The 26,563-nt window shown below is 69.2% G+C and carries 22 protein-coding genes, 1 pseudogene and 1 riboswitch; of the genes and pseudogenes, 12 read left to right on the top strand and 11 right to left on the bottom strand.

Features of this window, described 5'->3' with window-relative positions; all coding sequences use genetic code 11:
- Positions 1-16: 16 nt before the first annotated feature.
- On the top strand, positions 17-1,348 hold the full coding sequence (locus CRYAR_RS42300) for an MFS transporter (protein WP_035859680.1): 1,332 nt from the start codon (positions 17-19) through the stop codon (positions 1,346-1,348).
- 3 nt (positions 1,349-1,351) lie between these two features.
- On the opposite strand, the gene CRYAR_RS42305 is transcribed toward CRYAR_RS42300, so the two are convergent.
- The gene (locus tag CRYAR_RS42305) at positions 1,352-2,800 is read right to left on the bottom strand and encodes a CCA tRNA nucleotidyltransferase (protein ID WP_035859683.1); all 1,449 of its coding nucleotides are present in this window, start codon (positions 2,798-2,800) and stop codon (positions 1,352-1,354) included.
- 93 nt (positions 2,801-2,893) lie between these two features.
- On the opposite strand from CRYAR_RS42305, the pseudogene CRYAR_RS42310 reads away from it, so the two are divergent.
- From CRYAR_RS42310 to CRYAR_RS42350, 9 genes and pseudogenes are all read left to right on the top strand, one after another.
- Positions 2,894-3,454, top strand: a pseudogene (locus CRYAR_RS42310) (NUDIX hydrolase); the annotation flags it as partial.
- Between the two features lie 11 nt (positions 3,455-3,465).
- The gene (gene murJ / locus CRYAR_RS42315; protein WP_051571842.1) at positions 3,466-5,334 is read left to right on the top strand and encodes a murein biosynthesis integral membrane protein MurJ; all 1,869 of its coding nucleotides are present in this window, start codon (positions 3,466-3,468) and stop codon (positions 5,332-5,334) included.
- 390 nt (positions 5,335-5,724) lie between these two features.
- Positions 5,725-5,896, top strand: a riboswitch (cyclic di-AMP (ydaO/yuaA leader).
- Between the two features lie 162 nt (positions 5,897-6,058).
- Positions 6,059-6,727, top strand: a complete 669-nt coding sequence (locus tag CRYAR_RS44450) for a C40 family peptidase (protein WP_051571845.1) — start codon at positions 6,059-6,061, stop codon at positions 6,725-6,727.
- Between the two features lie 304 nt (positions 6,728-7,031).
- A complete protein-coding gene (locus tag CRYAR_RS42325; RefSeq protein WP_035859688.1) occupies positions 7,032-8,444 on the top strand; it encodes a protein kinase family protein in 1,413 nt (470 codons plus the stop codon).
- Between the two features lie 11 nt (positions 8,445-8,455).
- Positions 8,456-9,043, top strand: a complete 588-nt coding sequence (gene sigM, locus CRYAR_RS42330; protein ID WP_035859691.1) for an RNA polymerase sigma factor SigM — start codon at positions 8,456-8,458, stop codon at positions 9,041-9,043.
- Positions 9,040-9,900 carry a hypothetical protein gene (locus tag CRYAR_RS42335; RefSeq protein WP_035859695.1) on the top strand — a complete coding sequence of 287 codons (861 nt, stop codon included), beginning with the start codon at positions 9,040-9,042 and terminating at the stop codon, positions 9,898-9,900. Before sigM ends, CRYAR_RS42335 begins: the two co-directional genes overlap by 4 nt.
- 92 nt (positions 9,901-9,992) lie before the next feature.
- Positions 9,993-10,931, top strand: a complete 939-nt coding sequence (gene trxB / locus CRYAR_RS42340; RefSeq protein ID WP_035859699.1) for a thioredoxin-disulfide reductase — start codon at positions 9,993-9,995, stop codon at positions 10,929-10,931.
- A gap of 27 nt (positions 10,932-10,958) precedes the next feature.
- Positions 10,959-11,285 carry a thioredoxin gene (gene trxA, locus CRYAR_RS42345; protein WP_035859700.1) on the top strand — a complete coding sequence of 109 codons (327 nt, stop codon included), beginning with the start codon at positions 10,959-10,961 and terminating at the stop codon, positions 11,283-11,285.
- 292 nt (positions 11,286-11,577) lie between these two features.
- Positions 11,578-12,732 carry an N-acetylmuramoyl-L-alanine amidase gene (locus CRYAR_RS42350; protein ID WP_035859702.1) on the top strand — a complete coding sequence of 385 codons (1,155 nt, stop codon included), beginning with the start codon at positions 11,578-11,580 and terminating at the stop codon, positions 12,730-12,732.
- Here the strand turns inward: CRYAR_RS42350 and CRYAR_RS42355 are convergent.
- The gene (locus CRYAR_RS42355; protein WP_035870137.1) at positions 12,725-13,354 is read right to left on the bottom strand and encodes a GNAT family N-acetyltransferase; all 630 of its coding nucleotides are present in this window, start codon (positions 13,352-13,354) and stop codon (positions 12,725-12,727) included. The genes CRYAR_RS42350 and CRYAR_RS42355 overlap by 8 nt on opposite strands.
- 235 nt (positions 13,355-13,589) lie before the next feature.
- On the opposite strand from CRYAR_RS42355, the gene CRYAR_RS42360 reads away from it, so the two are divergent.
- Both CRYAR_RS42360 and CRYAR_RS42365 read left to right on the top strand, forming a co-directional pair.
- The gene (locus tag CRYAR_RS42360; protein ID WP_035870141.1) at positions 13,590-14,903 is read left to right on the top strand and encodes an aminotransferase-like domain-containing protein; all 1,314 of its coding nucleotides are present in this window, start codon (positions 13,590-13,592) and stop codon (positions 14,901-14,903) included.
- Positions 14,900-15,841, top strand: a complete 942-nt coding sequence (locus CRYAR_RS42365; protein ID WP_035859705.1) for a D-alanine--D-alanine ligase family protein — start codon at positions 14,900-14,902, stop codon at positions 15,839-15,841. The genes CRYAR_RS42360 and CRYAR_RS42365 overlap by 4 nt, the downstream gene beginning before the upstream one ends.
- A 50-nt stretch (positions 15,842-15,891) precedes the next feature.
- On the opposite strand, the gene CRYAR_RS46645 is transcribed toward CRYAR_RS42365, so the two are convergent.
- From CRYAR_RS46645 to rpmH, 9 genes are all read right to left on the bottom strand, one after another.
- Positions 15,892-16,536 (bottom strand): GNAT family N-acetyltransferase, encoded by a 645-nt coding sequence (locus CRYAR_RS46645; protein ID WP_157018537.1) that lies wholly within the window; start codon positions 16,534-16,536, stop codon positions 15,892-15,894.
- Between the two features lie 2,065 nt (positions 16,537-18,601).
- The gene (locus tag CRYAR_RS42380) at positions 18,602-19,594 is read right to left on the bottom strand and encodes a ParB/RepB/Spo0J family partition protein (protein ID WP_035859714.1); all 993 of its coding nucleotides are present in this window, start codon (positions 19,592-19,594) and stop codon (positions 18,602-18,604) included.
- Positions 19,591-20,970, bottom strand: a complete 1,380-nt coding sequence (locus tag CRYAR_RS42385; RefSeq protein ID WP_425389383.1) for a ParA family protein — start codon at positions 20,968-20,970, stop codon at positions 19,591-19,593. The genes CRYAR_RS42380 and CRYAR_RS42385 overlap by 4 nt, the downstream gene beginning before the upstream one ends.
- 2,023 nt (positions 20,971-22,993) lie before the next feature.
- Complete coding sequence (gene rsmG / locus CRYAR_RS42390; RefSeq protein WP_084701682.1) at positions 22,994-23,779, bottom strand: 16S rRNA (guanine(527)-N(7))-methyltransferase RsmG; 786 nt, start codon at positions 23,777-23,779, stop codon at positions 22,994-22,996.
- Positions 23,776-24,297: a Jag family protein gene (locus CRYAR_RS42395; RefSeq protein WP_035859721.1), complete on the bottom strand. Its 522-nt coding sequence runs from the start codon at positions 24,295-24,297 to the stop codon at positions 23,776-23,778. The genes rsmG and CRYAR_RS42395 overlap by 4 nt, the downstream gene beginning before the upstream one ends.
- Positions 24,298-24,358: 61 nt before the next feature.
- Complete coding sequence (gene yidC / locus CRYAR_RS42400; RefSeq protein WP_063725843.1) at positions 24,359-25,474, bottom strand: membrane protein insertase YidC; 1,116 nt, start codon at positions 25,472-25,474, stop codon at positions 24,359-24,361.
- Positions 25,471-25,740, bottom strand: coding sequence for a membrane protein insertion efficiency factor YidD (yidD, locus tag CRYAR_RS46655; RefSeq protein WP_084702062.1), 270 nt, complete (start codon positions 25,738-25,740; stop codon positions 25,471-25,473). Before yidD ends, yidC begins: the two co-directional genes overlap by 4 nt.
- A 101-nt stretch (positions 25,741-25,841) precedes the next feature.
- Positions 25,842-26,231 (bottom strand): ribonuclease P protein component, encoded by a 390-nt coding sequence (rnpA, locus tag CRYAR_RS42405; RefSeq protein WP_035859726.1) that lies wholly within the window; start codon positions 26,229-26,231, stop codon positions 25,842-25,844.
- A gap of 17 nt (positions 26,232-26,248) precedes the next feature.
- Positions 26,249-26,386, bottom strand: a complete 138-nt coding sequence (gene rpmH / locus CRYAR_RS42410) for a 50S ribosomal protein L34 (RefSeq protein WP_035859730.1) — start codon at positions 26,384-26,386, stop codon at positions 26,249-26,251.
- Positions 26,387-26,563 lie beyond the last annotated feature (177 nt).

Genomic DNA, 26,563 nt, shown 5'->3' on the forward strand with positions numbered 1-26,563 from the left:
CCGTACGCTGGGCGCCGTGAATGGCGCGTGGCGGGAGCTGGGCGGTCTGCTCCGGCGCCGTGAGTTCCGCCGCCTGTTCGGGGTCCGGCTCGCCGGGCAGTTCGGCGACGGCGTCTTCCAGGCCGCGCTGGCCGGTTCGGTGCTGTTCAACCCCGACCGGCAGACCGAACCGGTCGCGATCGCGCTCGGCTTCGCGGTGCTCCTGCTGCCGTACTCGGCGCTCGGCCCGTTCACCGGCATCCTCCTCGACCGCTATCCCCGGCGGAACGTGCTGCTCTGGGCCAACATGGTCCGCGCCGGCGTCCTCGTCGGGGTTGCGGGCGTGCTGTGGGCCGGCGGGCGCACTGGGCCGTTCCTGCTCCTGGCCCTCCTCGCCGTCGCGGTCAACCGGTTCATCCTCGGCGGGCTCTCGGCCGGCATGCCGCACGTCGCCAGGGACCGCGAGCTGGTCACCGCGAACGCGTTCTCCCCCACCGCCGGAACCGTCGTGCTGACGCTCGGCGTCGGTGCCGCGGTCGGGCTGCGGAGCCTCGTCGACGCCGGCGACCTCGGGTACGCGGTGATCGTCCTCGTGGCCGCGGCTGCCTACCTACTCTCCGGCGCGCTCGCAGGCCGGTTCGACGTCGCCGCGCTGGGCCCGGACCGGAACGACCCGACCGCGCGTCTGGACACGGTCGGGTCGGTGGTGAAAGGCATGGCCGCCGGCGCGCGTCACCTCGCCGAGCGCCGAGCCGCCGGATACGGGCTGCTGACCGTCGGTCTCGGCCGGATCGGCTTCGGCATCACGACGATGGCGCTGCTACTGCTCTACCGCAACACGCTCGTGAGCACCGGCCTGTTCCCGAGCGGCGACACCGGGCTCGGCCAGGTGGTGCTCGCGACCGGGCTCGGTGCGTTCCTGGCCGCGGTGGTGACGCCCGGCGCGGTCCGGCGGATCTCGCGCCGGACGTGGATGGTGGCTCTGCTCGTCGTCGCCGCGGTGGCCTGGCCGGTGGTCGTCGCGGTGCCGCGCACTCCGGCCGTGGTGGCGGTCGCCGTCGTCACCGGCCTGGCCGCCCAGGGCGTCAAGATCCTGGTCGACGCCGGGGTGCAGTCCGAGGTCGACGACGAGTACCGCGGCCGGGTGTTCGCCCTCTACGACATGCTCTTCAACGTCTGCGTCGTCAGCGGGCTGTTGATCGGCGCGTTCGGCCTCCCGGATTCCGGCCGGTCCTGGCCGGTGTTCCTCGGCGTAGCGGCCGGGCACCTTGCGCTGGCCGGGTGGGTGGCCCGCTGGACCGTGCGCCACGGCTGGGCCGAGGTGAGCGTGACCACACCGCGGGTGGGTAGCCGGGCGCCGTCCCGCTGACCGCTACTCCGCTGACGTGACGCCGTTCTCCGCCGCCCACCGGAACAGCTCCGCCTCGGCGTCGTCGCGGCTGAGCTGACCCCGGTCGAGGCGCACCTCCTTGAGGTGCTTCCACGCCTTGCCGACGACCGGACCGGGCGGGATGCCGAGCAGCTCCATGATCGCGTTGCCGTCCAGATCGGGGCGGATCCGCGCCAGGTCCTCCTCGGCCGCCAACCGCTCGATGCGCTCCTCGAGCGTGTCGTAGGAGCGGGCCAGCGCCGCGGCCCGACGCTTGTTCCGGGTGGTGCAGTCCGACCGGACCAGGCGGTGCAGCCGTGGCAACAGGTCACCGGCGTCGGTGACGTACCGGCGCACGGCCGAGTCGGTCCACTCGCCCCGTCCGTACCCGTGGAACCGCAGGTGCAGGAAGACGAGCGTCGCGACCTGCTCGGTGACGTCCTTGGGGAAGCGCAGCGCCTTCATCCGGCGACGGGTCATCTTGGCCCCGACCACCTCGTGGTGGTGGAAGCTCACCCCACCGGCCGACTGGATCTCCCGGGTGGCCGGCTTGCCGATGTCGTGTAGGAGCGCGGCCATGCGCAGAACGAAGTCGGGCCCGTCCGACTCCAGGTCGATGGCCTGCTTCAGCACGGTGAGCGTGTGCTCGTAGACGTCCTTGTGCTGGGCGTGTTCGTCGATCTCCATCCGCATGTCCGGCAGCTCCGGCAGCACGTGCGCGGCCAGCCCGGTGTCGACGAGCAGGCGCAGCCCGGTGACCGGGTCGGCGCCGAGGAGGAGCTTGGTGAGCTCGTCACGCACCCGCTCGGCGGTGATGCGGGTGATCTGGTCGGCCATCGCGGTCATCGCCGTGACGACCTCGGGGGCGACCGAGAACTTCAACTGCGACGCGAAGCGAGCCGCTCGCAGCATTCGCAGCGGGTCGTCGGCGAACGAGTCCTCGGGAGCACCGGGGGTCCGGATGAGCCGAGCGGCCAGATCGTCGAGACCGCCGTGCAGGTCGACGAACCGGTGGTCGGGCAGGCTGACCGCCATCGCGTTGACCGCGAAGTCACGTCGGACCAGGTCGTCGGCGAGCGACTCCCCGTAGCGCACGACCGGGTTCCGGCTCTGCCGGTCGTAGGCCTCGGCGCGGTAGGTGGTGATCTCCAGCCGGAGCCCGTGCCGTGCGGCGCCGACCGTGCCGAACTCGATCCCGGTGGTCCACGTCGCCTCGGCCCAGCCGTTGAGCAGTTCGAGCACTCGGTCGGGACGCGCGTCGGTGCAGAAGTCGAGGTCGTCCCCGAGCCGGCCGAGCAGAGCGTCCCGGACCGAGCCACCGACGAGGTAGAGCTCGTGGCCCGCCGCTTGGAAGCGGCGACCGAGGTCGTCGGCCACCGGGAAGACCCGGAGGAGCTCGGTGACGGCGCTCTGCTGAGCGGCGGTCAGAGAAGTAGGTGCGATAGGAGCCACAGTAAGACCAGTATCGGGAGACGGTTCGGGGGTTCGGGCTGAACCTTATCTATTGGCAGCCGCCACCGACGCACGGGTTTTCCGCTTTATCACATCTGCGAGGAGCCGGTGCGACGGCCATCCCGGTCACGAACCGGTCCCTGGACGGCCTCACGGCGTTCACCCGACACGAGCGCTATCGTCAGCTTCATGGCCCGCCGAAGCTCCCCGCGTCGGCCCGGGGGTCCCGGGCGGCTGCGTCGGGTCGAAGAGGTCTCCGCAGGTGGTCTGGTCGTCCAGGGCGACGGCAGCCATCTCGAGGGTGCGCTGATCGGGAAGCTCGACCGCCGGGGGCGTCTGCTCTGGTCGCTGCCCAAGGGGCACGTCGAGGCCGGCGAGACGCTCGAGCAGACCGCGGCCCGTGAAGTCGCCGAAGAGACCGGCATCGTCGGAGACGTGCTGGCGGCGCTCGGTACGGTCGACTACTGGTTCGTGTTCGAGGGCCGTCGCATCCACAAGACCGTGCACCATTTCCTCCTGGATGCGGTGGCCGGAGTGCTCTCCGACGCCGACGTGGAGGTGACCGAGGTGGCGTGGGTCCCGCTGCGCGAGATCCCGGAAAGGCTGGCTTACCCGGACGAGCGGAAGCTCATCGCCCGGGTGCCCGACCTGCTCGAGCGTCCTGCGTGACCGGGCCGGAGTCAGCCGACTTCGATCTGCGTCGACCGCGCTCGAACCCCTACGACCCCGACTCGACCGTGGTGCTGCCCACCCACACGCCCGGCGACGAACCGACGGCCGTCCTCCCGACGATCGCCGAGTCGACGGTCACGCAGCCCGGTGGGCCGCTGCCGGTCGGTGCCGCGGAGCCGACGGTGCCGCTCGCGCCACCCGGTCCCCCCGAGCCACCGAAGCCGCCGACCGGTGCGTCCGCCAGCGGCGACGGCGCGCAGAGCGTCGCTCGCTCGAGCGGCGTCATGGCGCTGTTCAGCCTCGTGTCGCGTGCGACCGGCTTCCTGCGCACCGCGGCGATCGGCGCCGCGATCGGCGGCGGCCTGGTCGGCAACGCCTACCAGGTCTCGAACACGCTCCCGAACATGCTGTACGAGTTCCTGCTCGGCGGCATCCTCACGAGCGTCGTCGTTCCGCTGCTCGTCACCGCGCGCAAGCGTGACGCCGACGGCGGCGAGGCGTTCACCCACCGGCTCCTCACCGCGGCCGCTCTGCTGCTCGCCGCCGCGACCGTCGTCGCGCTGGCCGCGGCCCCGCTGCTGACCGCGTTCTTCGCCAACTCGAACTCGACGTCGGCCAGCCGGCAGCTCACCACGACGCTGGCTTATCTCCTGCTGCCGGAGATCTTCTTCTACGGCTTGTCCGCGCTCCTGGGCGCCGTGCTGAACACGCGGAACCAGTTCGCGGCCCCGGCGTGGGCCCCGATCCTCAACAACGTGACGGTGATCGTCACCGCCGCGGTGTTCCTGCTGCTGCCGGGCCCGGCGACTCTCAGCCCGCAGTCGATCACCGGCGCCCAGGTCGCGGTACTCGGCATCGGCACCACGCTCGGCATCGTGCTCCAGTCGCTGGCACTCTGGCCGGCCCTGCGCAAGGTCGGCTTCCGCTGGAAATGGCGGTTCGACCTACGCGGTGCGGGTCTGGGCGAGGCCGGGCGGCTGGGCGCCTGGATGTTCGTCTACGTCGGCGTCAGTCAGCTCGGCCTGCTCCCGGTGATCAAGATCGCGAACTACGCCGGCGATCGCGGTGGGCCCGGGCCACTGATCCACAACAACGCGTTCCTGATGTTCATGATGGTCCACGGCATCGTCGCGGTGAGCATCCTCACCGCGCTGCTGCCGCGGATGAGCGCGGCCGCAGCCGACCGGAACTTCCCCGAAGTCACCCGGAACCTCTCGCTGGGCACCCGGCTCTCGTCGGTCGTCCTGGTGCCGGCCACGGCGGCGTATCTGGTGTTGGGCATCCCGCTGACAGTTACGGTTTTCCAGTGGGGTGAGTTCACCCACGATCAGGCGATCGCCACCGGCTACGCGACGATGGCGGCCGCGATCGGCCTGGTCCCGTTCGCGGTAAGCCAGATGCAGATCTTCGCGTTCTACGCGCTCCGGGACACGAAGACGCCAGCGCTGATCAACCTGCCGGTGGTCGTCGCGAAGATCACCTTCGACCTCGGTGTCTTCTTCGTGGTGCCGGACGACTACGTCGTGGTCGGCCTCCAGTGCGGCAACACCGTCTCCTACATCGTCGCGGTGCTGGTGTCGGGCCACTTCCTGAAGCGGCGGCTCGGCGGTCTCGACACCGCGGCCTCGGTCCGGACGATCACCCGCCTCGGCCTAGCCGCTGCGGTCGCCGGCCTGATCGGCTGGGGCGTCGCGTACGGCATCCAGGCGGCCCTGGGCATCGAGAAGCTCGGCGCGTTCGTCTCCCTCGTCGTGGGTGGCGTCGTGCTCGTCGGTGTCTACGCGGTGGCCGCCCTGCGCCTGCGCGTCCCCGAGGTCGTCGACGTGGCGAACACCGTGAAGCGTCGCCTGCCCGGCCGCTGACCCGTAACCACGCAGGGTTATCCACAATCCTCGCGGAATAACGTGACGAAGCCCACGCCGCAGGTAGGGTCGTTTTGTCGCTCTGAACCGCGCCTCTGAGCCGACTACGCCACGTGATCGATCGACCCATTAGTCGGGTTCACTTTTCCAACTGGCAACGCGCTTCACACCTCACCGTCACCACCTCGCGACGCGCCGAGGATGTCTTCAGGCATGTGTGAAATACCCGTGAAGTGGTACAAAATTTACAAATTGACTGTGACGCACGTCGCAAAGCACTGGCAACTCCCACGAGGCGCAGGTTCAGTTCTTCGCGGCAACTGACGCGGCAGCCAAGCCGCGCACACCGACGGACTCGCACGCCGAGCCCTGTCCACGAATCCGCGGTGTCCCGACGAGTAGCCAATCAAATGGACAGGAGCGGGGGACCCACGCACGTGGGGTCGCCGGAGAACAGATCCGGCGCGATCCCTTGGGGTGAAGACGCGCTCAGCGCGACCGGGCACTACACCTTCCCGCCCGAACCCGACAGCTAACTCCGCAGGCGTGCATGGAAGGACTCTCCTTGCATACGGTGCATTCCCATCGGTGTGCCCTGCCCGCAAAACAGTACGACCGTCCCGAATTCGCTCCACAAAACGGGACCAAGGCGCGCAAAGCCACACTCCGGACCACCGCAATTGCCGGCGTAGTTGCCGGCGCGCTCGGCGTAGGCCTGATCGGCGTGACTGCCTCTCCGGCAGCAGCAGCATCCGCCGTTCCGGCCGCCGCGAAACTCTCGGGCGCCAAGACCGTCACCACCGGAGCCAAGACCACGCTCCACGCGATCGCCACGGTGAACGGCGCACCAGCCGCCTACAAGTCGGTCTCGCTGCAGTTCCAGTCCAGCCAGGGCTGGCGGACGGTCAGCACGAAGAAGGCCCGTCCGTCCGGGCAGATCGAGTGGACCGTCACGATCGGCGGCACCTCCAACTGGCGCGCACTGCTCTTCGTCAACGGGACGCAGAAGCAGGTGTCGCCCAACCACCACGTCACGGCGAAGTCCAACGGCAACGCGATCGTCCGGGCGGCTTCCCGCCAGGCCGGCAAGCCGTACGTCTTCGGCGCGGCCGGTCCGAACTCGTTCGACTGCTCGGGGTACACCCGCTACGTCTACAAGCAGTTCGGCAAGAACCTGCCGCACAGCGCGACGCAGCAGGCTCGCTACGGCAAGTCGGTCGGTAAGGGCTCCAAGAAGCCGGGCGACCTGATCCTGTTCGGCAGCGGTAGCTACTACTCCCACGCCGGGATCTACGCCGGCGGAAACTACATGTGGGATGCCTCCACCGCGGGCCAGCCAGTGGCCAAGCGGAAGATCTGGAGCAACACCTACGTGGTTCGCCGCCTGGTCTGAGTGTCGTAATGAGGAAAACCCGCGTTTGCGCGCGGGTTTTCCTCATTATTTCTCATCTCCCGCTCATTCGACCCGCCACAACCGCTGTGAACTGCCGCAACACCCGATCGGGAACCCCGGGCCGCGCGTGCAAGGCATGTGCGTCGTCGCGATACTTTGTGTCGCGGAACCATTCGTTGCCTACGAGAGCCAATCTTCCGGTGGCGTCCGACGCGCCGGAACAGGCAGGATGGACCTGTCCCCAGTAGCCGCCGCACGGCCTACCCTGAGGGGCGGAGCGGTAGATACTGCGGGAGGGCGGGTTGTGACACAGGTCGGCGCGCCCGTTCAGGGTGAGGTGCTGGCGGGCCGGTACCGGCTCGAAGAGGCGCTCTACGCCGATGCGGCCAGCGGGCACGCGCTCTGGCGCGGCACGGACAATCTGCTCAACCGCACGGTCTCGATCGAGCTCCGGGTTCCGGGTGGGCCCGCCGCCGAGCAGATGATCGCCGAAGCGGTCGCGGCCGGGCGCATCGTTCATCCGTCGGTCATCGGTGTCTACGACGCCGTCGACGAGGGGCCGCGCGCCTACGTCGTCCGCGAGTGGGTGAACGGCCAGACGCTCTACGACACGCTCGCGAACGGACCACTCCACCCGGCCCGCGCCGCATCGCTCGTGCGCAACACCGCCGACGCGCTCGCGGGCATCCACGCCACCGGTCACGCGCACGGCAACCTCACGCCCTCCACCGTTCTGATCGGCAACGACGACGAGGTCACTCTCGTCGACCTGCACCTCGGTGGCCCGGGCCAGCAGCCGGCCGACATCCGCGCGCTCGGCGGCCTTCTCTACGCCGGTCTCACCGGCCAGTGGCCCGACGTCCTGCCGCCGCACCGCACCGGCCTGCCCGACGCCACCCGCGTCGACGGCCGGATGTGCTCGCCGCGCCAGATCAGGGCCGGCATCCCCGGCTACCTCGACGCGCTGACGATGGATCTGCTCGATCCGGCCGTCCCGCCACCCACCGCCGCCGACCTGGCGAGCGAACTGCGCCGCTACGACGTCGCCGACCCGGCCTTGAGCGCGCTGGCCGTGCTCGCCCCGGAACCGGCCACGAGTGGTCCGCGGTGGACCCGGCTCGGCGTCCTCGTCGTCGGTGTCCTCGTCGTTCTCGGCGTCATCATCGGTGTCGCCGCACTCGGCCTGCCCGACTTCGGCGGGGGAGGCGACGCGAGCCCGTCGGACAAGCCCAGCACGTCCGCGTCGGCCCAGCCGGGCGGCGGACCGGTGAAGGTGGCCCGGGCGACGTTCATCGACGGTCCCGGTGGCGACTTCGCGGAGGACAAGGACCCCGGCAACGCGGTCGACGGAAAGCCCTCCACGGCGTGGAAGACCGACCAGTACAAGGGTTCGCAGCTCGGCAAGTTCAAGCCGGGCCTGGGTCTGATCCTCGACCTCGGCGGCAAGAAGAACGTCTCGAGCGTCACGATCGCGTTCGACCACCCCGGTGCGACGTTCGAGCTGCGCGCGGGCAACGAGCAGCCGTCGTCGCGGCCCACTGACATCAGCCCGTACAAGGTGATCAGCCCGTCGCAGACGAACTCGGCCGCGACGACCACGATCACCCTGAGCAAGCCGGTCAGCACGCCGTTCCTCGTGGTGTGGATCACCGACACCGGTACGAATCAGGACGGCAAGTACCAGGTCGCGATCTCCGAGATCACCGTCAAGGGCTAGTCTCTCGGCCCATGCAGCCGTTGGACGACCGTGCTCTGATGAGAGCGCACGTCGACGGTGACCCCGACGCGTTCGCCGAGCTCGTGCGCCGCCATCGGGACCGGCTGTGGGCGGTGTCGCTCCGTACGATCGGCAACACCGAAGACGCGGCCGACGCACTGCAGGACGCGCTGCTGTCGGCGTACCGCTCGGCCGGGTCCTACCGCGGTGACGCGGCGGTCACGACGTGGCTGCACCGCATCGTCGTCAACTCGTGCCTCGACCGAATACGCCGTCGGCAGGCCCGGCCGACGGTGCCGCTGCCGGAGGACGACGGCCGCGCTCCCGCCGCACCGAACGATCCGATCGCGGCCCGCGAGACCGCGCTCGACGTCCAGGCGGCGCTGGCCGAGCTCCCGGTCGAGCAACGGGTCGCGTTGATTCTGGTGGACGTCCAGGGGCATCCGGTGGCCGACGTGGCGGAGATGCTCGACGTAGCCGTGGGCACGGTGAAGAGCCGCTGCGCGCGGGGACGAGCCCGGTTGGCCGCGATGCTCGGCCATCTCCGGAACCCCGATGCCCGGAACGACGTCGAATCGACGGAAGGAGGTGCCCGGTGACACCGTCGGAACTGGATCTGCTGGCGGATTACGCCGAAGGCCTCCTCGAGGGCACACCCGACGGCGAGGTCGTCGCCGCCCGGATCGCCACCGATCAGGAGTGGTCCGACGCCTACCGTCAGCTCACCGCGGTGGCGCCGGGCATCACGGCTGAACTGTCCGCGCTGCCGGAGATCCCGATGCCCGCGGCGGTGGCCGCTTCGCTCGACGGAGCGTTGGCGTCGGTACCGGCCCCCGCCACCGACGACGAGCCGGCGTCGGCCGACCTCGGCCGGCTGCGCGCCGAGAAGGCGGCGCGGGACCGTGGCGCGCGCCGCTGGCGGGTCGCCGGGGGATGGGTGGCGGCTGCGGCGGTGGTCGGAGCGCTGTGCCTCGGCGTCGGCCAGCTGGTCACCTCGACGTCCGACGACAGTTCGGACGAGAGTGCGGCCGCGTCGAAGAACGACTCCGCTACGGACGTGCTCAGCGCACCGGCCACCCGGTCCTCCGGCGTCTCCTACTCCACGCGTGCGCTCGCCCAGCAAGCGCGCGCCCTGGTGGAGGGCCGAGAAGCCGCCGCGCCGGCGCCGAGCGCGGGCGGGTCGGCCACGCCGAGCAAGGTCCCGGCGGCGAGCGACGTGATTCCGGCCGCGCTGCAGCGCCTCACGAGCCCGAGCGAGCTCCGGAACTGCCTCACCGCCCTCGGCATCACCATCCGGCCCTTCCTCGTCGACTACGCGACGCTCGACGGCACCCCGGCGCTCGTCGTGGTCACCGAGGACGCCGACCCGAGCCGGGTCACCGTGGTGGCCGCCGGCCCGGAGTGCGGGGTCGACGGCAACGGCGACGAGCGTGCCCGGAGCTCGTACACCCGCTGAAGGTGACGTCGGGCACGCTGCCCGCGTCGGGAATGACGGCACTTACGATGGCGTTTGCGTGACTGTCAGCGGAGATAGCCCTGGAGGAAGACGTGGGTAGCGAAGAGATCCGGAACGTGATCATCATCGGGTCCGGTCCGGCGGGCTACACCGCAGCCGTCTACACGGCCCGGGCTTCGCTCAAGCCGCTCGTGTTCGAGGGTGTCCAGTCCGGTGGCGCGTTGATGACCACCACCGAGGTGGAGAACTTCCCCGGGTTCCCCGGCGGCATCGACGGGCCGGACCTGATGGACAACATGCGCAAGCAGGCCGAGACCTTCGGCGCGGAGCTGGTGACCGACGACGTCACCGAGGTCGACCTCTCCGGCCCGGTGAAGATCGTCAAGGTCGGCGACCGCGAGTACAAGGCGCGCGCGGTGATCCTCGCGACCGGCTCGGCCTGGCGCCGGCTGGGTGTCCCGGGCGAGAACGACCTGCTCGGCCACGGCGTCTCGTCCTGTGCGACGTGTGACGGCTTCTTCTTCCGCAACAAGAAGATCGCGGTCATCGGCGGTGGTGACTCCGCGATGGAGGAGGCCACCTTCCTCACCCGCTTCGGCGACACCGTGACGATCGTGCACCGGCGCGACGAGTTCCGCGCCAGCCAGATCATGGTGGACCGGGCGAAGACCAACGAGAAGATCGACTTCCGGCTCAACAACATCCCGACCGAGATCCTCGGCCAGGACGGGAAGGTCGCCGGCGTCCGCCTGAAGGACACGGTCACCGGTGAGGAGTCGGTGCTCGACGCCGAGGGCGTCTTCATCGCGATCGGCCACGACCCGCGCAGCGCGCTGTTCAAGGGCCAGGTCGAGATGGACGCCGAGGGCTACGTGAAGGTGGAGGCGCCCAGCAGCCGCACCAACGTGCCCGGCGTGTTCGCCTGTGGCGACCTCGTCGACCACACCTACCGCCAGGCCATCACCGCGGCCGGCACGGGCTGTGTGGCGGCTCTCGACGCCGAGCACTACGTCGCCGCCCTCACCGAGTAATCAGTTCGCCCCGAGTAAGGAGACATCATGGGCGCCAACACCAAGGCCGTCACCGACGCCAGCTGGACCAACGACGTCCTGCAGAGCGACAAGCCGGTCGTCGTCGACTTCTGGGCGGAGTGGTGCGGGCCGTGCCGCAAGGTTGCGCCCGTGCTCGACGAGATCGCCGGTGAGCTCGGCGACAAGATCCAGATCGTCAAGCTCAACATCGACGAGAACCCGAACACCGCGCGTGACTACGGCGTGATGTCGATTCCGACGATCACGGTCTTCAAGGGCGGCGAGCCGGTCAACTCGATCCTCGGTGCTCAGCCGAAGGGTCAGATCCTCAAGATGATCGAGAGCGCGCTGTAGGTAAACGCGCTGGGTGGAGCCCCGGGCCATTGGCTCGGGGCTTCATTGATGTTTAGCGAATTCGCGCACCGGGCCTTGTCTATGAGACGGTTCGCTTCTCGTCGGGCCGAGCTTCGATCAAGGGGCACAAACCCGACACGCGACGCGCTCGAGCACGCTACGGTGCGCTGTCGTGGCCGCGACGCGTTACGGTCGATGATCGCGGCCCCAACGCCGGTCCGGAGGTCCTCCGGCCGGTTCCCCTTCGGTTCCCCCAACCGAGGGCTGCGGATGGAAGGAGCGAGCTGACCCCATGCAGTTCATCAAGCGTGGCACCGTCGGACCTGCAGCTGCCGAGGTCAAGTCGACGCTGGTGACCCTGGGGTTGATCGCTGATACCGCCGTTTTCGAGCCCGCCGAGGACGTCCTCTTCGACGCCACGTGCGAGCTCGCGCTCCGTGAGTTCCAGCAGTCGCGCGGCCTCGTGGTCGACGGCATCGTCGGCCCGGAGACCTGGCGCGCGCTCGTCGCGGCGCGCTGGCGTCTCGGCGACCGCGTCCTGAACCGCTCGGTCAGCGAGCCGATGCTCGGCGACGACGTCCGCGAGCTGCAGGAGCGGCTGCTCGAGATGGGCTACGACAACGGCCGCGCGGACGGCATCTTCGGGCAGCGCACCGAGACCGCGCTCCGGGCGTTCCAGCGTGAGGTCGGTCTGGCCGCCGACGGCACGGTCGGCCCCCTCACCATGCGTGCGCTGCGTCAGCTCGGCCGCAAGGTCGTCGGTGGCCGCCCGCAGCTGCTGCGCGAGTCCGCGATGCTCTACCACGCCGGGCCGGCGCTCTCCGGCAAGCGCGTGGTCATCGACCCGGGCCACGGCGGTGCCGACACCGGCGTCGTCGCACAGGACGGCATGCTCACCTGGACCGAGTCGCACCTCGTCTACGACCTGGCCAGCCGCCTCGAAGGCCGTTTCTCGGCCATCGGCGTGCGTGCCGACCTCACCCGCGGCCGGGACCACGAGCGCTCCGCGTCCGATCGGGCCGCGCTGGCCAACACCGTCGGCGCCGACCTGCTGATCAGCCTGGGCATCGACACCAACCCGAATCCCCTCGCCAACGGCGTCGCCACCTATCACTACGGCACCGGCTCGGGCGTCAGCTCGACGGTGGGGGAGCGGCTGGCCGGCCTGGTGCAGCGCGAGATCGTCGCGCGCACCGGAATGCTCGACTGCCACACCCACGCGAAGACGTGGGAGATGCTGCGGTTGACGCGGATGCCGGCCGTGCACGTCGAGCTGGGTTACCTGAGCTCGCCGATCGACCGTCCCCGGCTGATCGACCCGGCGTTCCGCGACACGGTCGCGGAGGCGATCCTGATCGCCGTCCAGCGGGTCTTCCTGCCCACCGAGGCCGACGTGAAGACCGGTTCGCTCGACTTGTCGGCGCTGCACGCCATGCAACTCAGCTAGAGCGGTGCGCCGGCCCCAGTGCCAGTGACGGGCTCATCGAGCCCAACAGCTTCTCCAGCGCGTACTCGACGTCGGACTTCCAGGAGAGGGCCGTCCGCAGATCCAGGCGCAGCCGCGGCCAGCGCGGGTGCGGGCGGACGGTCTTGAAGCCCACCGCGAGCAGGTAGTCGGCGGGCACCATGCACTGCGGCTGGTCCCACCGGGCGTCGGCGAAGGCCTCGATCGCCTTCACACCGCGTTTGGTGAGGTCTTTGGCCACGCCCTGCACGAGCATGCGTCCCAGGCCGCCTCCGACGAACTCAGGCATGATGAAGGCCGTCATCAGCAGCGCCGCGTCGGGACTGACGGGGCTGGTGGGGAACGCCACCGACCGCGGGACGTACGCGGGCGGCGCGAACAGCACATAACCGGCGGCCACCCCGTCGACGTAGACGAGCTTGCCGCACGAGCCCCACTCGAGCAGCGTCGACGAGATCCACGCTTCCTTCTCCAGCCCGGGGTCGCCGCACTCGATCGCACGGTCCTGGCTGACCGGGTCGAGCTCCCAGAACACGCAGGACCGGCAGCGGGTCGGGAGGTCTTCCAGCGTGTCGAGCGTGAGGCTGACCAGCCGACGAGACATCAGCGGATCGACCTCCGACACGGTTGCGCCCCGGCCGTCGTACCAACCGGCGCTAAGCAAGGGGCTCCTGATTTCTACCCGAATGACCATGGTAAGGGCGCATCTCGCGCCGCGAAAGGGTTCGACGCGCCGGTCGGTATCGTGGTTGGTACCAACGGGGCATTAATTGGCTTGGTGAACGAGCCCGTTTCCGCCGGACAATGCAGTGCGACGGCCCATCGCGGAAGGCGAGTACATGAGCGGCACGACTCTCGACGACTACACCGATCGATATGCGCAGCGGATGCGCGGGATGACTGTCTCCGAGGTCCGCGCACTGTTCGCAATGGCAAGCCGTCCGGAGATCGTTTCGCTGGCCGGCGGGTCGCCGTTCGTGTCCGCCCTCCCGCTGGACGAGATCGCCGAGATGACCGCCGCGCTCATTCGCGATCGTGGCGCCGAAGCCCTCCAGTACGGCACCGGGCAGGGCGATCTGCGCCTGCGTGAGCTGGTGTGCGAGGTCATGGCCGTCGAGGGCGTGATCGGTTCGGCCGAGGACGTCGTCATCACGGTCGGTTCCCAGCAGGGTCTCGACCTGCTCGCGCACCTGTTCCTCGACCCGGGCGACGTGGTCCTCGCGGAGGGTCCGTCCTACGTCGGCGCGCTCGGCACGTTCGCCGCGGCCGAAGCCGAGGTCGTCCACGTCCCGATGGACCACGAGGGCCTGATCCCGTCCGAGCTCGACGCTGCTTTGCGGCGGTTGGCTTCGGAAGGTCGTCGGGTCAAGTTCCTCTACACGGTGCCGAACTTCCAGAACCCCACCGGCGTGACGCTCACCGAGCCGCGCCGGGACGCGATCGTCGAGCTCGCCGAGCGGTACGACCTGCTGATCATCGAGGACAACCCGTACGGTCTGCTGGGCTTCGAGGAGGGGCCGGGGCAGGCGTTGCGCGCGCGCTCGTCCGACCGGGTGATCTACCTGGGCTCGTGCTCCAAGATGTTCGGCGCCGGCCTGCGTACCGGCTGGGTGCTGGCGCCGCCGGCGGTGCGCGAGAAGCTCGTGCTGGTCAACGAGTCGCAGGTGCTCAGCCCGGCGATGCTCACCCAGATGATCGCGTCCGAGTACCTCGGTAAGTACCCGTGGCGCGAGCAGCTGAAGGTGTTCCGGGAGATCTACCGCGAGCGGCGCGACGTCATGCTCGACGCGCTCACGACCCACATGCCGTCCGGCGTGACGTGGACTCATCCGCGCGGCGGATTCTTCGTCTGGGCCACCGTCGGCGACGATCTCGACACGAAGGCCATGCAACCCCGCGCGCTCACCCACAAGGTCGCCTACGTGCCCGGCATCGGCTTCTACGCCGACGGCTCCGGGCGTCAGAACATGCGGCTCTGCTTCTCGTCCGCCGCTCCCGACCGGATCCGGGAAGGGATCCGGCGTCTGGCCACGGTGATCGACGAGGAGACCGAGCTACGTCAGGTCTTCAACACCCCCACCGCCCGGCGGCGCGGGCCCCACGGCGGCCCGCTGTCCCGTACCTCGTTCGCACCAGGACCGGAGCTGGCATGAGTAGGCACGTCCTCGTTCTGGCCGGTGGCCTCTCGTACGAGCGTGAGGTGTCGCTGCGTTCGGGCCGCCGAGTGGCGGACGCGCTACGCCGCAGCGGCGTCGAAGCCACCATCCGTGACGTCGACGCCGGTCTGCTGGCCGCGCTGGAGACCGAACGGCCGGACGCGGTGTTCATCGCGCTGCACGGAGCCAGCGGCGAGGACGGCTCTCTGCGCGGCGTGCTGGACCTGCTCGGCATCCCGTACGTGGGCGCCGGGGCCGACGCGTCCCGGGTGGCGTGGGACAAGGCCGCCGCCAAGGCGCAGTTGCGTGCGGTCGGCCTACCCACGCCCGACTGGATCGCGCTCCCGCACGAGACGTTCCGCGAGTTGGGGGCGCAGGCGTTGCTCGACCGCATCGTCGCGCGGCTGGAGATGCCGCTGATGGTCAAGCCGGCCGAGGGTGGTTCCGGGCTCGGTGCCCAGGCCGTGCGCACGGTCGAGGAGTTGCCCAGCGCGATGGTGGGGTGCTTCGGGTACTGCGACACCGCGCTCATCGAGCGGTTCGCCAGCGGGGTCGACATCGCGGTGAGCGTCCTCGAGACGCCGGACGGTCCGACCGCGCTGCCGGCCGTGGAGATCGTCCCGGCCGACGGCGTGTACGACTACACCGCGCGCTACACCGCCGGCACGACGACGTGGCACGCACCGGCCCGGCTGGACCCGGAGATCGCCGAGCGGGTAGCCGAGACCGCGGTCGCGGCACACGACGCCCTGGAGTTGCGCGACCTCTCCCGAGTGGACCTCCTCGTCGACGAGGCGGGCGGCATCCAGGTGCTGGAGGTCAACGTGTCGCCGGGCCTGACCGAGACCAGCCTGCTGCCGATCGCAGTACAGGCAGCGGGCCTCGACTTCGGCGACGTCCTGGCCGACTTGGTGGAGCAGGCCATCAAGCGCTGAGTTTCACGTGAAACTGCCCCCCGTGCAAAATGCGCGGGGGGCAGTTTTTGTTACAGGTCGAGCCAGAAGTGGACTTCGTCGCGGTTGTCGTTGGGGCCGACCCGGATGGCGCCGGGGATGCGACCGACCTCGCGGTAGCCGCAACGTTTGTAGAATCGCTCGGCGCCGGTGCCGCTGCGCGTCATCAAGGTGAGCGCCTCCAGCCCGAGTTGATCCCGGGCGTGGTCGGCGGCCGACGCCATCAACTTGGTACCCAGTCCGTCGCCCTGGAAAGCCGGATCGACTTGCACCCGGTACACCGTCCGCCAATGCCGACGCAGAAGACTCTCACTTTCGGCGAGTAGCAGCCACGCCACAACCCGCCCGCCCGTTAGAGCCCCTGAGAGCCCCACAGACGCCCCATTGTCGGAATCGGTACCCCGGGTATCGACCAAGTCGTTTTCGGCCGTGTCCGGCGCTTTTGCGGGGTCATTTTTTCGGAGTGATCCGCTGATTTTTTCATGATTCGACGGGACGGCCAGACAGACCAGAACATCGGTGCCTTGACGCACCCGCTCGAAGGAACGGTCGGCAGTGGGGCGGATGACGGCGGCCGACACCGGCGGAACGAATCCGACGGAGCCGCCTTCGTTGGTGACTCGCACCCACATGTCGACGAGGTGCTCGCGGAGGTCATCGGTCAGCGGTGGGTTCACCACGACACGTGGTTCTTGCACGATCTCTCCAGGCTTGAATCGAACTCGGCGCTTCGGCTCAGTGACCGACGCGTCGTCGGTCGCCGCGCACCGAGCGCACAGCGGATCGACTGAAGCGTGGGAGATACGAACTCATGCCTTCCATCCTGCCGGAGCACACCGGGCGACGCCCACCCTGTTTCCTGTGGCGTCGCCCATCGGGACGGGGAAGTGGGTGGGGTTCGCGGGGGTGTCGGGAGGTACGTGGCGGTGTGGCTCGCGGTGCGTCTGGTTGCCGGGGACTGAGTTGGCTGTGACGGCCGGGGCTGGTTGCTGGGTCTCGTCGGTGGGGGCGGCTGGGGCGCTCGGTCCAGCCGTGCCGTTCGGGCGGTTGATCTCGGTAGTGCCGCTCGGGCGGTTGATCTCGGTAGTGCCGCTCGGGCGGTTGATCTCGGTAGTGCCGTTCCAGCGGTCGATCCTGGGTGTGGCGCTCGAGCCAGCCGAACGGTTGGCCACTCGATCCGACCGCAGCAACGGGGCCTATCTGACCCGCGGCCGGACCACTCGAATGGACCCGCGGTGGAGCGTCCCGAATTAGTTGCCCCGATGAGTCGGCTGGCCCGGCCGATTCTGAAGGCGTCAGATCCGCCCACATAGCGGCCGCGCGATCCCAGCTTGACCTCGCTTCGATCGCGCTTCGGAGCCGCTCGATCCAGCACTCCCTACCGGCCCTCCGACCCGGCCGACCCTAGCGCCATGCGATCTGGGCTGCCTCCGAGGCTGTCCTATTCGGCTGCAGTGGGGGTGTCCGATCCGGCTGCACTGAAGGCGTCCTACCCCGGCTGCACTGGGGGGAGTCCGATCCGGCTCGCCTAGGGCGTCCGATCCGGCTCGCCTGGTGGCACGTCCAACCGACCGCCGGGGACCATTCGATGCGACTGACGCCAGAACCAGCCATCCGTTCGCTCTCGGAGCACCCGATCTAGGCGAGGACCAAGGTCGCCCCATCAAGCCATTGGAAGGGCGCTCAGACCGGCCGCGCGCCAGGCCTATTCAGTTCAACCAGCGTCATTCAGCGGGCTCGACTCGACCGCGCAACGAGTCGTTCGCCTGGACCCATACGACAGAAGTCACTCGAGCCGGCCGCACCAAACGATCGCTGAGCCCTGTCGTACTACGGGCCCTCTACGACTGGTCCGCATCCTAAAGTCGCTCGAGCCAGCCGCAGAGCGGAGTCGCAGGAGGCCGGTCGAGCGCCTGAAGCCTTCGACCCGACCTGTCCCGGGCCGCTCAGTTCGACTCTCCGGCAGAGAACGCTCAACCCGACCGAGGGCGAAGTCACTCGCCCGAGCCATTGGAAGGCTGCGTGCCTAACCGCATGACGAAGCCGTTTCGCCACCCGCAGAGCCTCGTTCGTCTGCGTAGCCGGCCGCTCAGCCCGACTGTCTAGCCGAACCGCCCAACCCGCCTGCAATGCAGCACCGCTAAGTCCAACTGCCCAGCCCAATTGCGCAGCAGGGTCCGCTCACTCGACTCCATCCGGCAGCGTCGCTCGACCTGACCTCCGGCAGCGCCACTCACCCCGACCACCCGGCAGCGCCACTCAGCCCGACCACCCGGGCAGCGCCACTCAGCCCGACCACCCGGGCAGCGCCACTCAGCCCGACCACCCGGGCAGCGCCACTCAGCCCGACCACCCGGGCAGCGCCACTCAGCCCGACCACCCGGGCAGCGCCACTCAGCCCGACCACCCGGGCAGCGCCACTCAGCCCGACCACCCGGGCAGCGCCACTCAGCCCGACCACCCGGGCAGCGCCACTCAGCCCGACCACCGGGCAGCGCCACTCAGCCCGACCACCGGGCAGCGCCACTCAGCCCGACCACCGGGCAGCGCCACTCAGCCCGATCGTGCGGCGGGAGCATTCGCCGGAGCCATTCGGCAGCAGCGGCTCCTGGAGATCACCCCCGCTCCAAGGGCGGACGAGCGCACCGTGATGGACTCGCAGCGGGGGAGCGGTGGGCTGTCCTGCAACAAATAAGCGGCCCCACGAGGTTCGTGGGGCCGCTGAAGATAAGTGCCGACCCGTCAGTCGGACTCGCCCTGCGACTTCACACCCATCGCATCAGCAATGCGCTCGAGGTCATCGATCGTCGCGAACTCGATCGTGATGCGCCCCTTGCGCTTCCCCAGGTCCACCTTCACCCGGGTGTCGAACCGGTCCGACAACCGGCCGGCCAGATCCTCGAGACCCGGCGACCGCATCCGCGTCCTCCGAGCCGGAGCATCCCGCTGCGGCGGCTCAGGATCCCCTCCGAGCGCAACGATCTCTTCAGTGGCACGCACCGAGAGCCCTTCGGCAACGATGCGAGTAGCGAGCCGCTCCTGGGCGTCATGGTCATCCAGCGACAGCAACGCCCGGGCGTGCCCGGCGCTGAGCACCCCGGCAGCCACGCGCCGCTGGACCACCGCCGGGAGATTCAGGAGCCGAATCGTGTTGGAGATCTGGGGACGGCTGCGCCCGATGCGCTTACTGAGCTCCTCCTGGGTAACCCCGAACTCGGCAAGCAGCTGCTGATACGCCGCGGCTTCTTCGAGCGGGTTGAGGTCGGAGCGGTGAATGTTCTCCAGCAGCGCATCACGCAGAAGGTGCTCGTCACTGGTGTACCGAATGATCGCCGGGATGGTCTCCCGACCGATCGCCTTCGACGCCCGCCAGCGACGCTCACCCATGATGAGCTCGTAGCTGCCGGGCCCCTTCTCCCGAATCACCACCGGCTGGAGAACGCCGACCTCGGTAATCGAGGTCTTCAGCTCCTCCATTGCCTCTTCGTCGAACTCGCCCTTGCGCGGCTGCTTCGGGTTGGGCGCGATCGCGTCGACCGGCACCTCGCGGAACTGCGCCCCGGGAACCGGAGCGAGCCCGGACTGATCGGCCGGCTCCGCGCTCATCGCCGAGGCGCCAGTGGCGAACGGCATCCGCTGAGCGGTGATGGGCGCGCCGTCCTCTTCCTCACCCGGCAACGGCCCCGCCGGGATCAGCGCACCGAGGCCGCGCCCCAGTCCGCGTCGGTTCTTCACAGGTTTCCTCCCCTAGCGCCGCGCTCCGCGATCTCCCGAGCAGCCTGAAGATAACTCGTCGAACCGCGCGAACCAGGATCGTAGGTGATCACCGACTGCCCGAATCCAGGCGCCTCCGAGACACGAACACTGCGGGGGATGACCGCTTCCAGCACCGTCTCGCCGAAGTGACCCCGGACTTCCGAGGCGACCTGGTCGGCCAGCTTCGTTCGGCCGTCGTACATCGTCAGCAGGATGGTGGTGATCTGGACTTCGTTGTTCAGGTGCGCCTTCACTAGTTCGACGTTCCGGAGCAGCTGACCGAGCCCCTCCAGCGCGTAGTACTCGCACTGGATCGGAATCAGCACCTCGCGGGCGGCGACTAGCGCGTTGACCGTGAGCAGACCGAGTGACGGCGGGCAGTCGATGAAGATGTAGTCGATGTCGGCCGGGAAGGCGTCGATGGCCCGACGGAGCCGGTTCTCGCGGGCGACGACCGAGACCAGCTCGATCTCGGCACCGGCGAGGTCGATCGTCGCGGGCACGCAGTAGAGGTTCGGGACGCCGTCGACGGCGACCGTCGCCTCCGCGAGCGGGATCCCGTCCACGAGGACGTCGTACGTGCTTGGCACTCCCGCACGGTGGTCGACGTTCAGCCCCGTGGAGGCGTTGCCCTGGGGGTCGAGGTCGATCACCATGACGCGGTTGCCGTGAAGCGCGAGCGCCACCGCCAGGTTCACGGTCGTGGTGGTCTTACCCACGCCACCCTTCTGATTCGCGACGCACATGACGCGACGAGCACGGGGGCGGGGGAGCGTGTTGTGTCCGGGGTTGAGCACCTGGACCGCACGCCGGGCCTCCACCGCGATCGGCAGGTCGTCATCCTCTGTTTCACGTGAAACATCGCCCGGCAGAACTCGAGCGTCCATCGCAAGAGGATCTGTTTCACGTGAAACGTCGAAAGGATCGGGCGGTGTTTCACGTGGAACAGCAGTGGCGTCGTCCAGCACAGCGCGGATTCGCCGCTGGCTCTCATCCGCTCCACTAGTGAGGCTGTGAGGGGCGGACTGAGCGGGGTCGCTCACGTCGATCTCCTGGACCTGTTCAGAACCGGACTCGGGGGAAGCTGGCGCCGAAGGACCAGCAGTGTCCGGCGACGCTGCATTCGCCGCGCCGCGCTCGAAGGAAGGGGCTTCGGCGAGGGTTGCGCCGGCACCCTCCGACGGTACCGTCCCGGCGTAATCAACCTCGGCCCGACCGACAACTCTGTGGATGAGATCGCGCAAAGAATCACTAGTTCCCGCGTTCACCTCTGCAGCCCGCCGCTCCGCCGGTGTCACGCCAAGCAAATCGTCAATCGAAGGAGCGGCCACGATCTCCAAATGCCCGTCCTCCACGACGAGCCCCTCAACCACCCGCCCCCGCGCGCGACCTTCCCCAGCCGAAGCCCCTTCGACGGCGCCACCTTGCACACTCGCGGGACTCACCTCACCAACACCGACCTCCGTCCCGGCCCCGACCTCAAGGTCGATCCCGGCTTCGGATCCAGCCCTGGCCTCACCCCTGGTCCCAGCCCAGGACTTGATCTCGGTTCCGGACCCGGCCCCGGACTCGGCCTCTGCCTCGGTTCCGACCTCGGACCCGAGATTGACCTCGGACCCGACACCGGCCTTCGACCTGACAACAGCTTCGGACGCGAGCCCGGCCCCGGACTCGGACTTGGCCGCAGACTCGGTCCCGGTCTCAGACTCGGCTCCGATTCCAATTCCCGACTCGGACCCGACTCCAGCCTCGGAACCGACTCCAGCCTCGGAACCGACACCAGCCTCGGAACCGACACCAGCCTCGGAACCGACACCAGCCTCGGAACCGACACCAGCCTCGGAACCGACACCAGCCTCGGAACCGACACCAGCCTCGGAACCCCGACACCAGCCTCGGAACCGACACCAGCCTCGGAACCGACACCAGCCTCGGAACCGACTCCAACCTCGGAACCGACACCGGCTTCGGAACCGGCCAAGGTCCCGGTCCTGGTCTCGGCCGCAGACACGGTTCCGGTCTCGGTCTCGGTCCCACCCTCAGCCTCGGTCCTGGCGTTGTCGTCCGTGACGCCAAACATGAGCGGCGACGTCAAGCCCACCGAGAGAGCGCCAGCAACTTCGACTGGACCAGAAGCGCCATCCCCAATGGGGGTCCCACCCCCGTCGGCGGCGCTGGGTGAGTTCTCACCGGGGGAATGAGGCGTGCTCGCTACGTCGGTCGTGCTCGCTGCGCTGGGATCGGCGCCCGCGTTGAGCGCACCCGACCCATTCGATGCGCCCGACCCACTCCCCGCACTAAACCCGTCCGGGGCGCCCGACCCACTCAACACGCCCGACCCACTCAACACGCCCGACCCACTCAACGCGCTCGACCCACTCAACGCGCTCGACCCGCCTACCGCGCTCACCGCGTCAGACCCACTCACCGCGCTCGATCCGCTAGACCCGCCGAACGAGCTCGAACCGCCAGAACCGCCGACCGCGCTCAACCCGTTGGGCCCACTCACCGCTTCACACGAGTCAGGCGCACCTACTGCACCGAACGCCTCGGGCGCACTCGCCACGGTGGAAGCACCCGCCTCGCCCGCCCCGTCAGGGATGGCGGAGGCGCTCACCGAGCCATCAACTGAGCCCGCATCCCTCGACCTGGAAGCGCCAGATCCCGTCCATACCGGCGCCCCACCCAGCCGAACCACTCCACCGGACCCAGCAGGCGCAGCCGTCCCCCCGAACGCAGAAGGCGCGATCGTCCCCTCGGAGGCAGAGGGCACAATCGTCCCCCCGAACATCGATCGCGCAGCCGCTTCCATAGACCCAGGCGACCCAGCGGTCCTACCGAACCCCGCCGACCCGGAGATCTTGCCAGACCCGGACGATGCGGAGATCTCTCCAGTCTCAAGCGGCACGGCGCTCTCGCCAGAAATGCACGGCGCGGCGATCTCGCCCGAAAGACGCGGCACGGCACTCTCGCCCGAAATACACGGCACGGCGCTCTCGCCGGGCCCAGACAGACCGAGGGCCTCCACAGACCCAACCGGCGCGCGATCCTCCTCAGACACAAGCGGCGCCCCGGCCCCATCAAACTCAGACGGCTCGCCCGGACCGCTCGGACCGCTCGGCACAGCGGGCGCACCGTCCGTGCCCCCCACCGCCGGCGAGACCACCCCCTCCGACGACCCGCCGGGCACCAACTGCAAAGCCGACCCGTCGGCTCTACCGCCGCGTCTAGCCGACCCCCAGCCACCCTCCAAAACCTCGAACTCAGGCCATCCCAGCTCCGAAACACCGCGTCTCGGAAACCTGATCACCGCTGATTCGTCGGCCGGTTTCAGCTCCGGCCACCCCACTGCGGTGGGCTTCCGAGATGCGTTGTCGGTCATGGGCCGTGACGTCCTCTCCGTCCGCGGCGGCTCGCCGCGGCCGGATCCGGCCGCCGCCGACGGGACGGATCACTGCCGTTGCCGGCACCTCGGGTACCGGAACGCCGGGGGCCGGTGGCTGCTGAGCCACCACGGAGAATCTCGACCACGGTCGTCGGGGGGTCGACGACGCCGCCTCCGCACTCGACGATACGAGGGGAGACGCCTCCGACCCTCGCTACCGCTGCGGCGTGTTCAGTGATCTCCTCCGCCGCGGACGAACCTTTCAGTGCGAGCATGCGCCCTTCGGGCTCGCAGAGCGGCAGGCACCAGCCGGCCAAACGGTCCAGCGGAGCCACCGCCCGCGCGGTCACGATCGACGCCGACACCTGGCCGACGACCTCTTCGGCGCGGCCCCGACGCACGGTCACCCTCGACAGCCCGAGCGACGCGATGGCCTCCGAGAGGAACGCGACCCGGCGGGCGAGCGGCTCCAGCAACGTGATCCGCAGGTCCGGCCGGACGATGCCGAGAACGAGACCAGGCAACCCGGCACCGCTTCCGACGTCGACGACCGTGGCGTCCGCCGGGAACAGGTCGGCGACGACCGCGCAGTTGAGCAGGTGCCGATCCCAGAGACGCGGAGCCTCGCGCGGGCCGATCAGACCACGTTCGACGCCGGCGGTGCTCAGCAGCGTGGCGTACTCGATCGCCAGCGGCAGACGGTCTCCGAACACCGTGGCCGCAACAGCAGCGAGCCCCGCCGGCGGACCGGCGGGGCTCGCGGAAGCAGTCTCGCTCATGCGCTCTGCAGATGGACGACCACGCGACGCTCCGGCTCTTCGCCCTCGGACTCGCTCCGGACGTCGTCGATCACGCTTATCGCGTCGTGCACGACCTTGCGCTCGAACGGGTTCATCGGGTTGAGCTTCACCGGCTCGCCCAGCGATCGAGCCTGCTCCACTGCGTTCTTCGCGATCGCGACCAGCTCTTGACGACGCTTGGCGCGGTAGCCGCCCACGTCGAGCATCAGCCGGCTGCGAACGCCGGTCTGCTGCACGACGGCCAGCCGGGTCAGCTCCTGGAGCGCGTCCAGGGTGGTGCCACGCGGGCCGATGAGCGCGTCGAGCTCCTCGCCGATCACCGCGACGATCGCGCGGTCACCTTCGACGTCCATGTCGATGTCGCCGTCGAAGTCGAGGATGTCGAGCAGCCGCTCGATGTAGTCGCCCGCGATGTCGCCCTCACGAACCAGCAGATCGGTGTCTTCGTCCACCGTGTCCGTGGCCGCCGGCGCCGTGGTGGGACCGGTCTCCGTCATCGTTGCTCCCTGGCTTGCCGCGCCGCCGCGACGCGGCGCGAATGATCCGTGGACACCCGGCTCAACGCCGGCCGCCCTTACGCTTCCGGTTCCGGTTGTCCTGCGGGCGTCGGCCGCTACCGCGTGGTGGCGTGGGCCGACGCGCGGGCGGTGGTTTCTCCGCGCCGTCGGAACTGTCGCTGTTCTGGTCGGTGGTGTCGGCGTTCTCCGCGGCGGCGGACGCGCGCTCGGCGCGGGCCTTGGCGGTGTCGAACTTCACCGAGCTGCCGGTGGACGACTGACGCGCGGTCGCGGGGCGGCCGCCCTTCTTCGGGTTGACCGGCTTGATCCCCGGCTTGGGTGCCATCGCGGCCGCCTTCTCGGGGTCGACCTTCGGGTCACCGGGCTTCGGGATCGGCATCTTGCTCAGCACCCAGAACTGCTGACCCATCGAGAAGAAGTTCTGCGTGACCCAGTAGATGACCACACCGATCGGGAAGATCGCGCCGGAGACGAGCAGCGAGGCGGGGATGCCGTAGAGCATCAGCTTCTGAACCATCGCCTGCGTCGGGTCGGCGGCGACGCCGTTGCGCGCGATCATCTGGCGCTGGGTGATGTAGGTCGTGGCGACCATCGTGATGATCAGGATGCCGGCGACGAGCGTGACCGCGAGCCGGCTGGCGTCCAGCTGCTGGAGCTGCTCGGTGGTCGACCGCAGCGCGGCGGCGATCGGGGCGCCGAAGATGCTGGCGTCGGACGCGCTCCGGAACTGCTCGGCGCTCCAGCCGTACTCGGTGGTCATCGCCTTGAAGGCCGAGTCCGAGTTCGGGTTGATCAGCCGAAGCACGTGGAACAGACCGATGAAGACGGGGATCTGCAAGAAGATCGGAAGGCAGCCCATCAGCGGGTTGGCCTTCTCCCGCTTGTAGAGCTCCATCATTTCCTGCTGGAGCTTCTGCTGGTCGTTCTTGTACTTCTCGCGCAGCTCCTTCATCTGCGGCTGCAGCGTCTGCATGGCCCGCTGCGACTTGATCTGCTTGACGAAGACCGGGAAGAGCACGACCCGGACGGTCAGCACGAGGAAGACGATCGACAGCACCCATGCGGGGCCGGACGGCATGTTGAGCAGGCCGCCCCACAGGTCGTGCCAGCGCAGCAGGATCCACGAGATACCCGTGTAGATCCAGTTCAAGTTCACCGAGCAGCTCCAGACGGACGGCGGTTGCGAGCACGACGGAGGCGGACGGCCCAGCGGGGCCGCGCCGAGGGGACGGGGTCGTACCCGCCGGGGTGGAACGGGTGGCAGCGCATGATGCGCCAGCCGGCCAACAGGATCCCCGCTACCGGACCGTGAGTCCGCAGCGCCTCCAGCGCGTAGGCGCTGCAGCTGGGGTGGAAACGACAGCGAGGCGGCAGTGCCGGACTGATCCACCGGCGATAGGCCTCGATCGGTGCGATGAGCACCGCGAGCAGCAACCGGGACAGGCGACCCGCCGGGGCGCTCGACACACCGGTGTCCGGGGCCGTCTCGGCGGAGACGCCCCGGTCGGGATGTGGAGCAACACTCATCGTCGAGCCTTCAGAATGCGTCGGAACGCGCTGTCGAGGTCGCGACCCAGTGTCTCGGACGACTGGTCGGCCGCGGCCGGGAGCGCCCGGACCACCACCGAGCTACCCGCGGGTAGCTCACGGAGTCGGTCCCGGACGAGGTGGCGCAGTTGCCGTGCGACCCGGTGGCGCACGACAGCGTTGCCGACTGCTTTAGAGACAACGAAACCGGCCCGAACGGAGTTCTCCGTCGAGCCGGTGTCGTTCGTGTCGTTACCGGCGTGCGCGGTGTCGGACGGCCCGAGCGTCGCGTGGACCACGAGCGTGCTGCGTCCCGCACGACTGCCCGAGCGCAGCACTTTGGTGAAGTCCTCGCGCCGTCGCAGCCGCGCGTGCGCCGGCAGCACGCCGCGCCCCCGCCGGATCAGGCGGAGAGGCGCGCGCGCCCCTTGAGGCGCCGTGCGGCAATGATGGCCCGCCCCGCACGCGTGCGCATGCGCAGCCGGAAGCCGTGGGTCTTCGCGCGGCGGCGGTTGTTCGGCTGGTAGGTGCGCTTGCTCACGTCGTGGTCTCCGATGCGTACTAACAGGTCGAACTGCGGTCGGCTCGGCCAGCCGCACCAGAGGCACAGGCATAGCCATAGATGCTTCCAGCGTACGTGAGCCATCACAGGGCCAGCAAATGCGGGAGCCCTCGCATCCAAACCGTCACGTTCGGTAGTCAAGTCACGCCGGTTGCC

Source organism: Cryptosporangium arvum DSM 44712, from assembly GCF_000585375.1.
Classification (GTDB): domain Bacteria; phylum Actinomycetota; class Actinomycetes; order Mycobacteriales; family Cryptosporangiaceae; genus Cryptosporangium; species Cryptosporangium arvum.

Bases quoted from the DNA above. Each gene is read 5' to 3' on its own strand.
- CRYAR_RS42350 (WP_035859702.1), top strand. From the start codon at position 11,578: ATGCAGTTCATCAAGCGTGGCACCGTCGGACCTGCAGCTGCCGAGGTC.
- CRYAR_RS42355 (WP_035870137.1), bottom strand. From the start codon at position 13,354: ATGTCTCGTCGGCTGGTCAGCCTCACGCTCGACACGCTGGAAGACCTC.
- rsmG (WP_084701682.1), bottom strand. From the start codon at position 23,779: ATGAGCGAGACTGCTTCCGCGAGCCCCGCCGGTCCGCCGGCGGGGCTC.
- CRYAR_RS42395 (WP_035859721.1), bottom strand. From the start codon at position 24,297: ATGACGGAGACCGGTCCCACCACGGCGCCGGCGGCCACGGACACGGTG.
- CRYAR_RS42365 (WP_035859705.1), top strand. From the start codon at position 14,900: ATGAGTAGGCACGTCCTCGTTCTGGCCGGTGGCCTCTCGTACGAGCGT.
- CRYAR_RS42360 (WP_035870141.1), top strand. From the start codon at position 13,590: ATGAGCGGCACGACTCTCGACGACTACACCGATCGATATGCGCAGCGG.
- trxA (WP_035859700.1), top strand. From the start codon at position 10,959: ATGGGCGCCAACACCAAGGCCGTCACCGACGCCAGCTGGACCAACGAC.
- sigM (WP_035859691.1), top strand. From the start codon at position 8,456: ATGCAGCCGTTGGACGACCGTGCTCTGATGAGAGCGCACGTCGACGGT.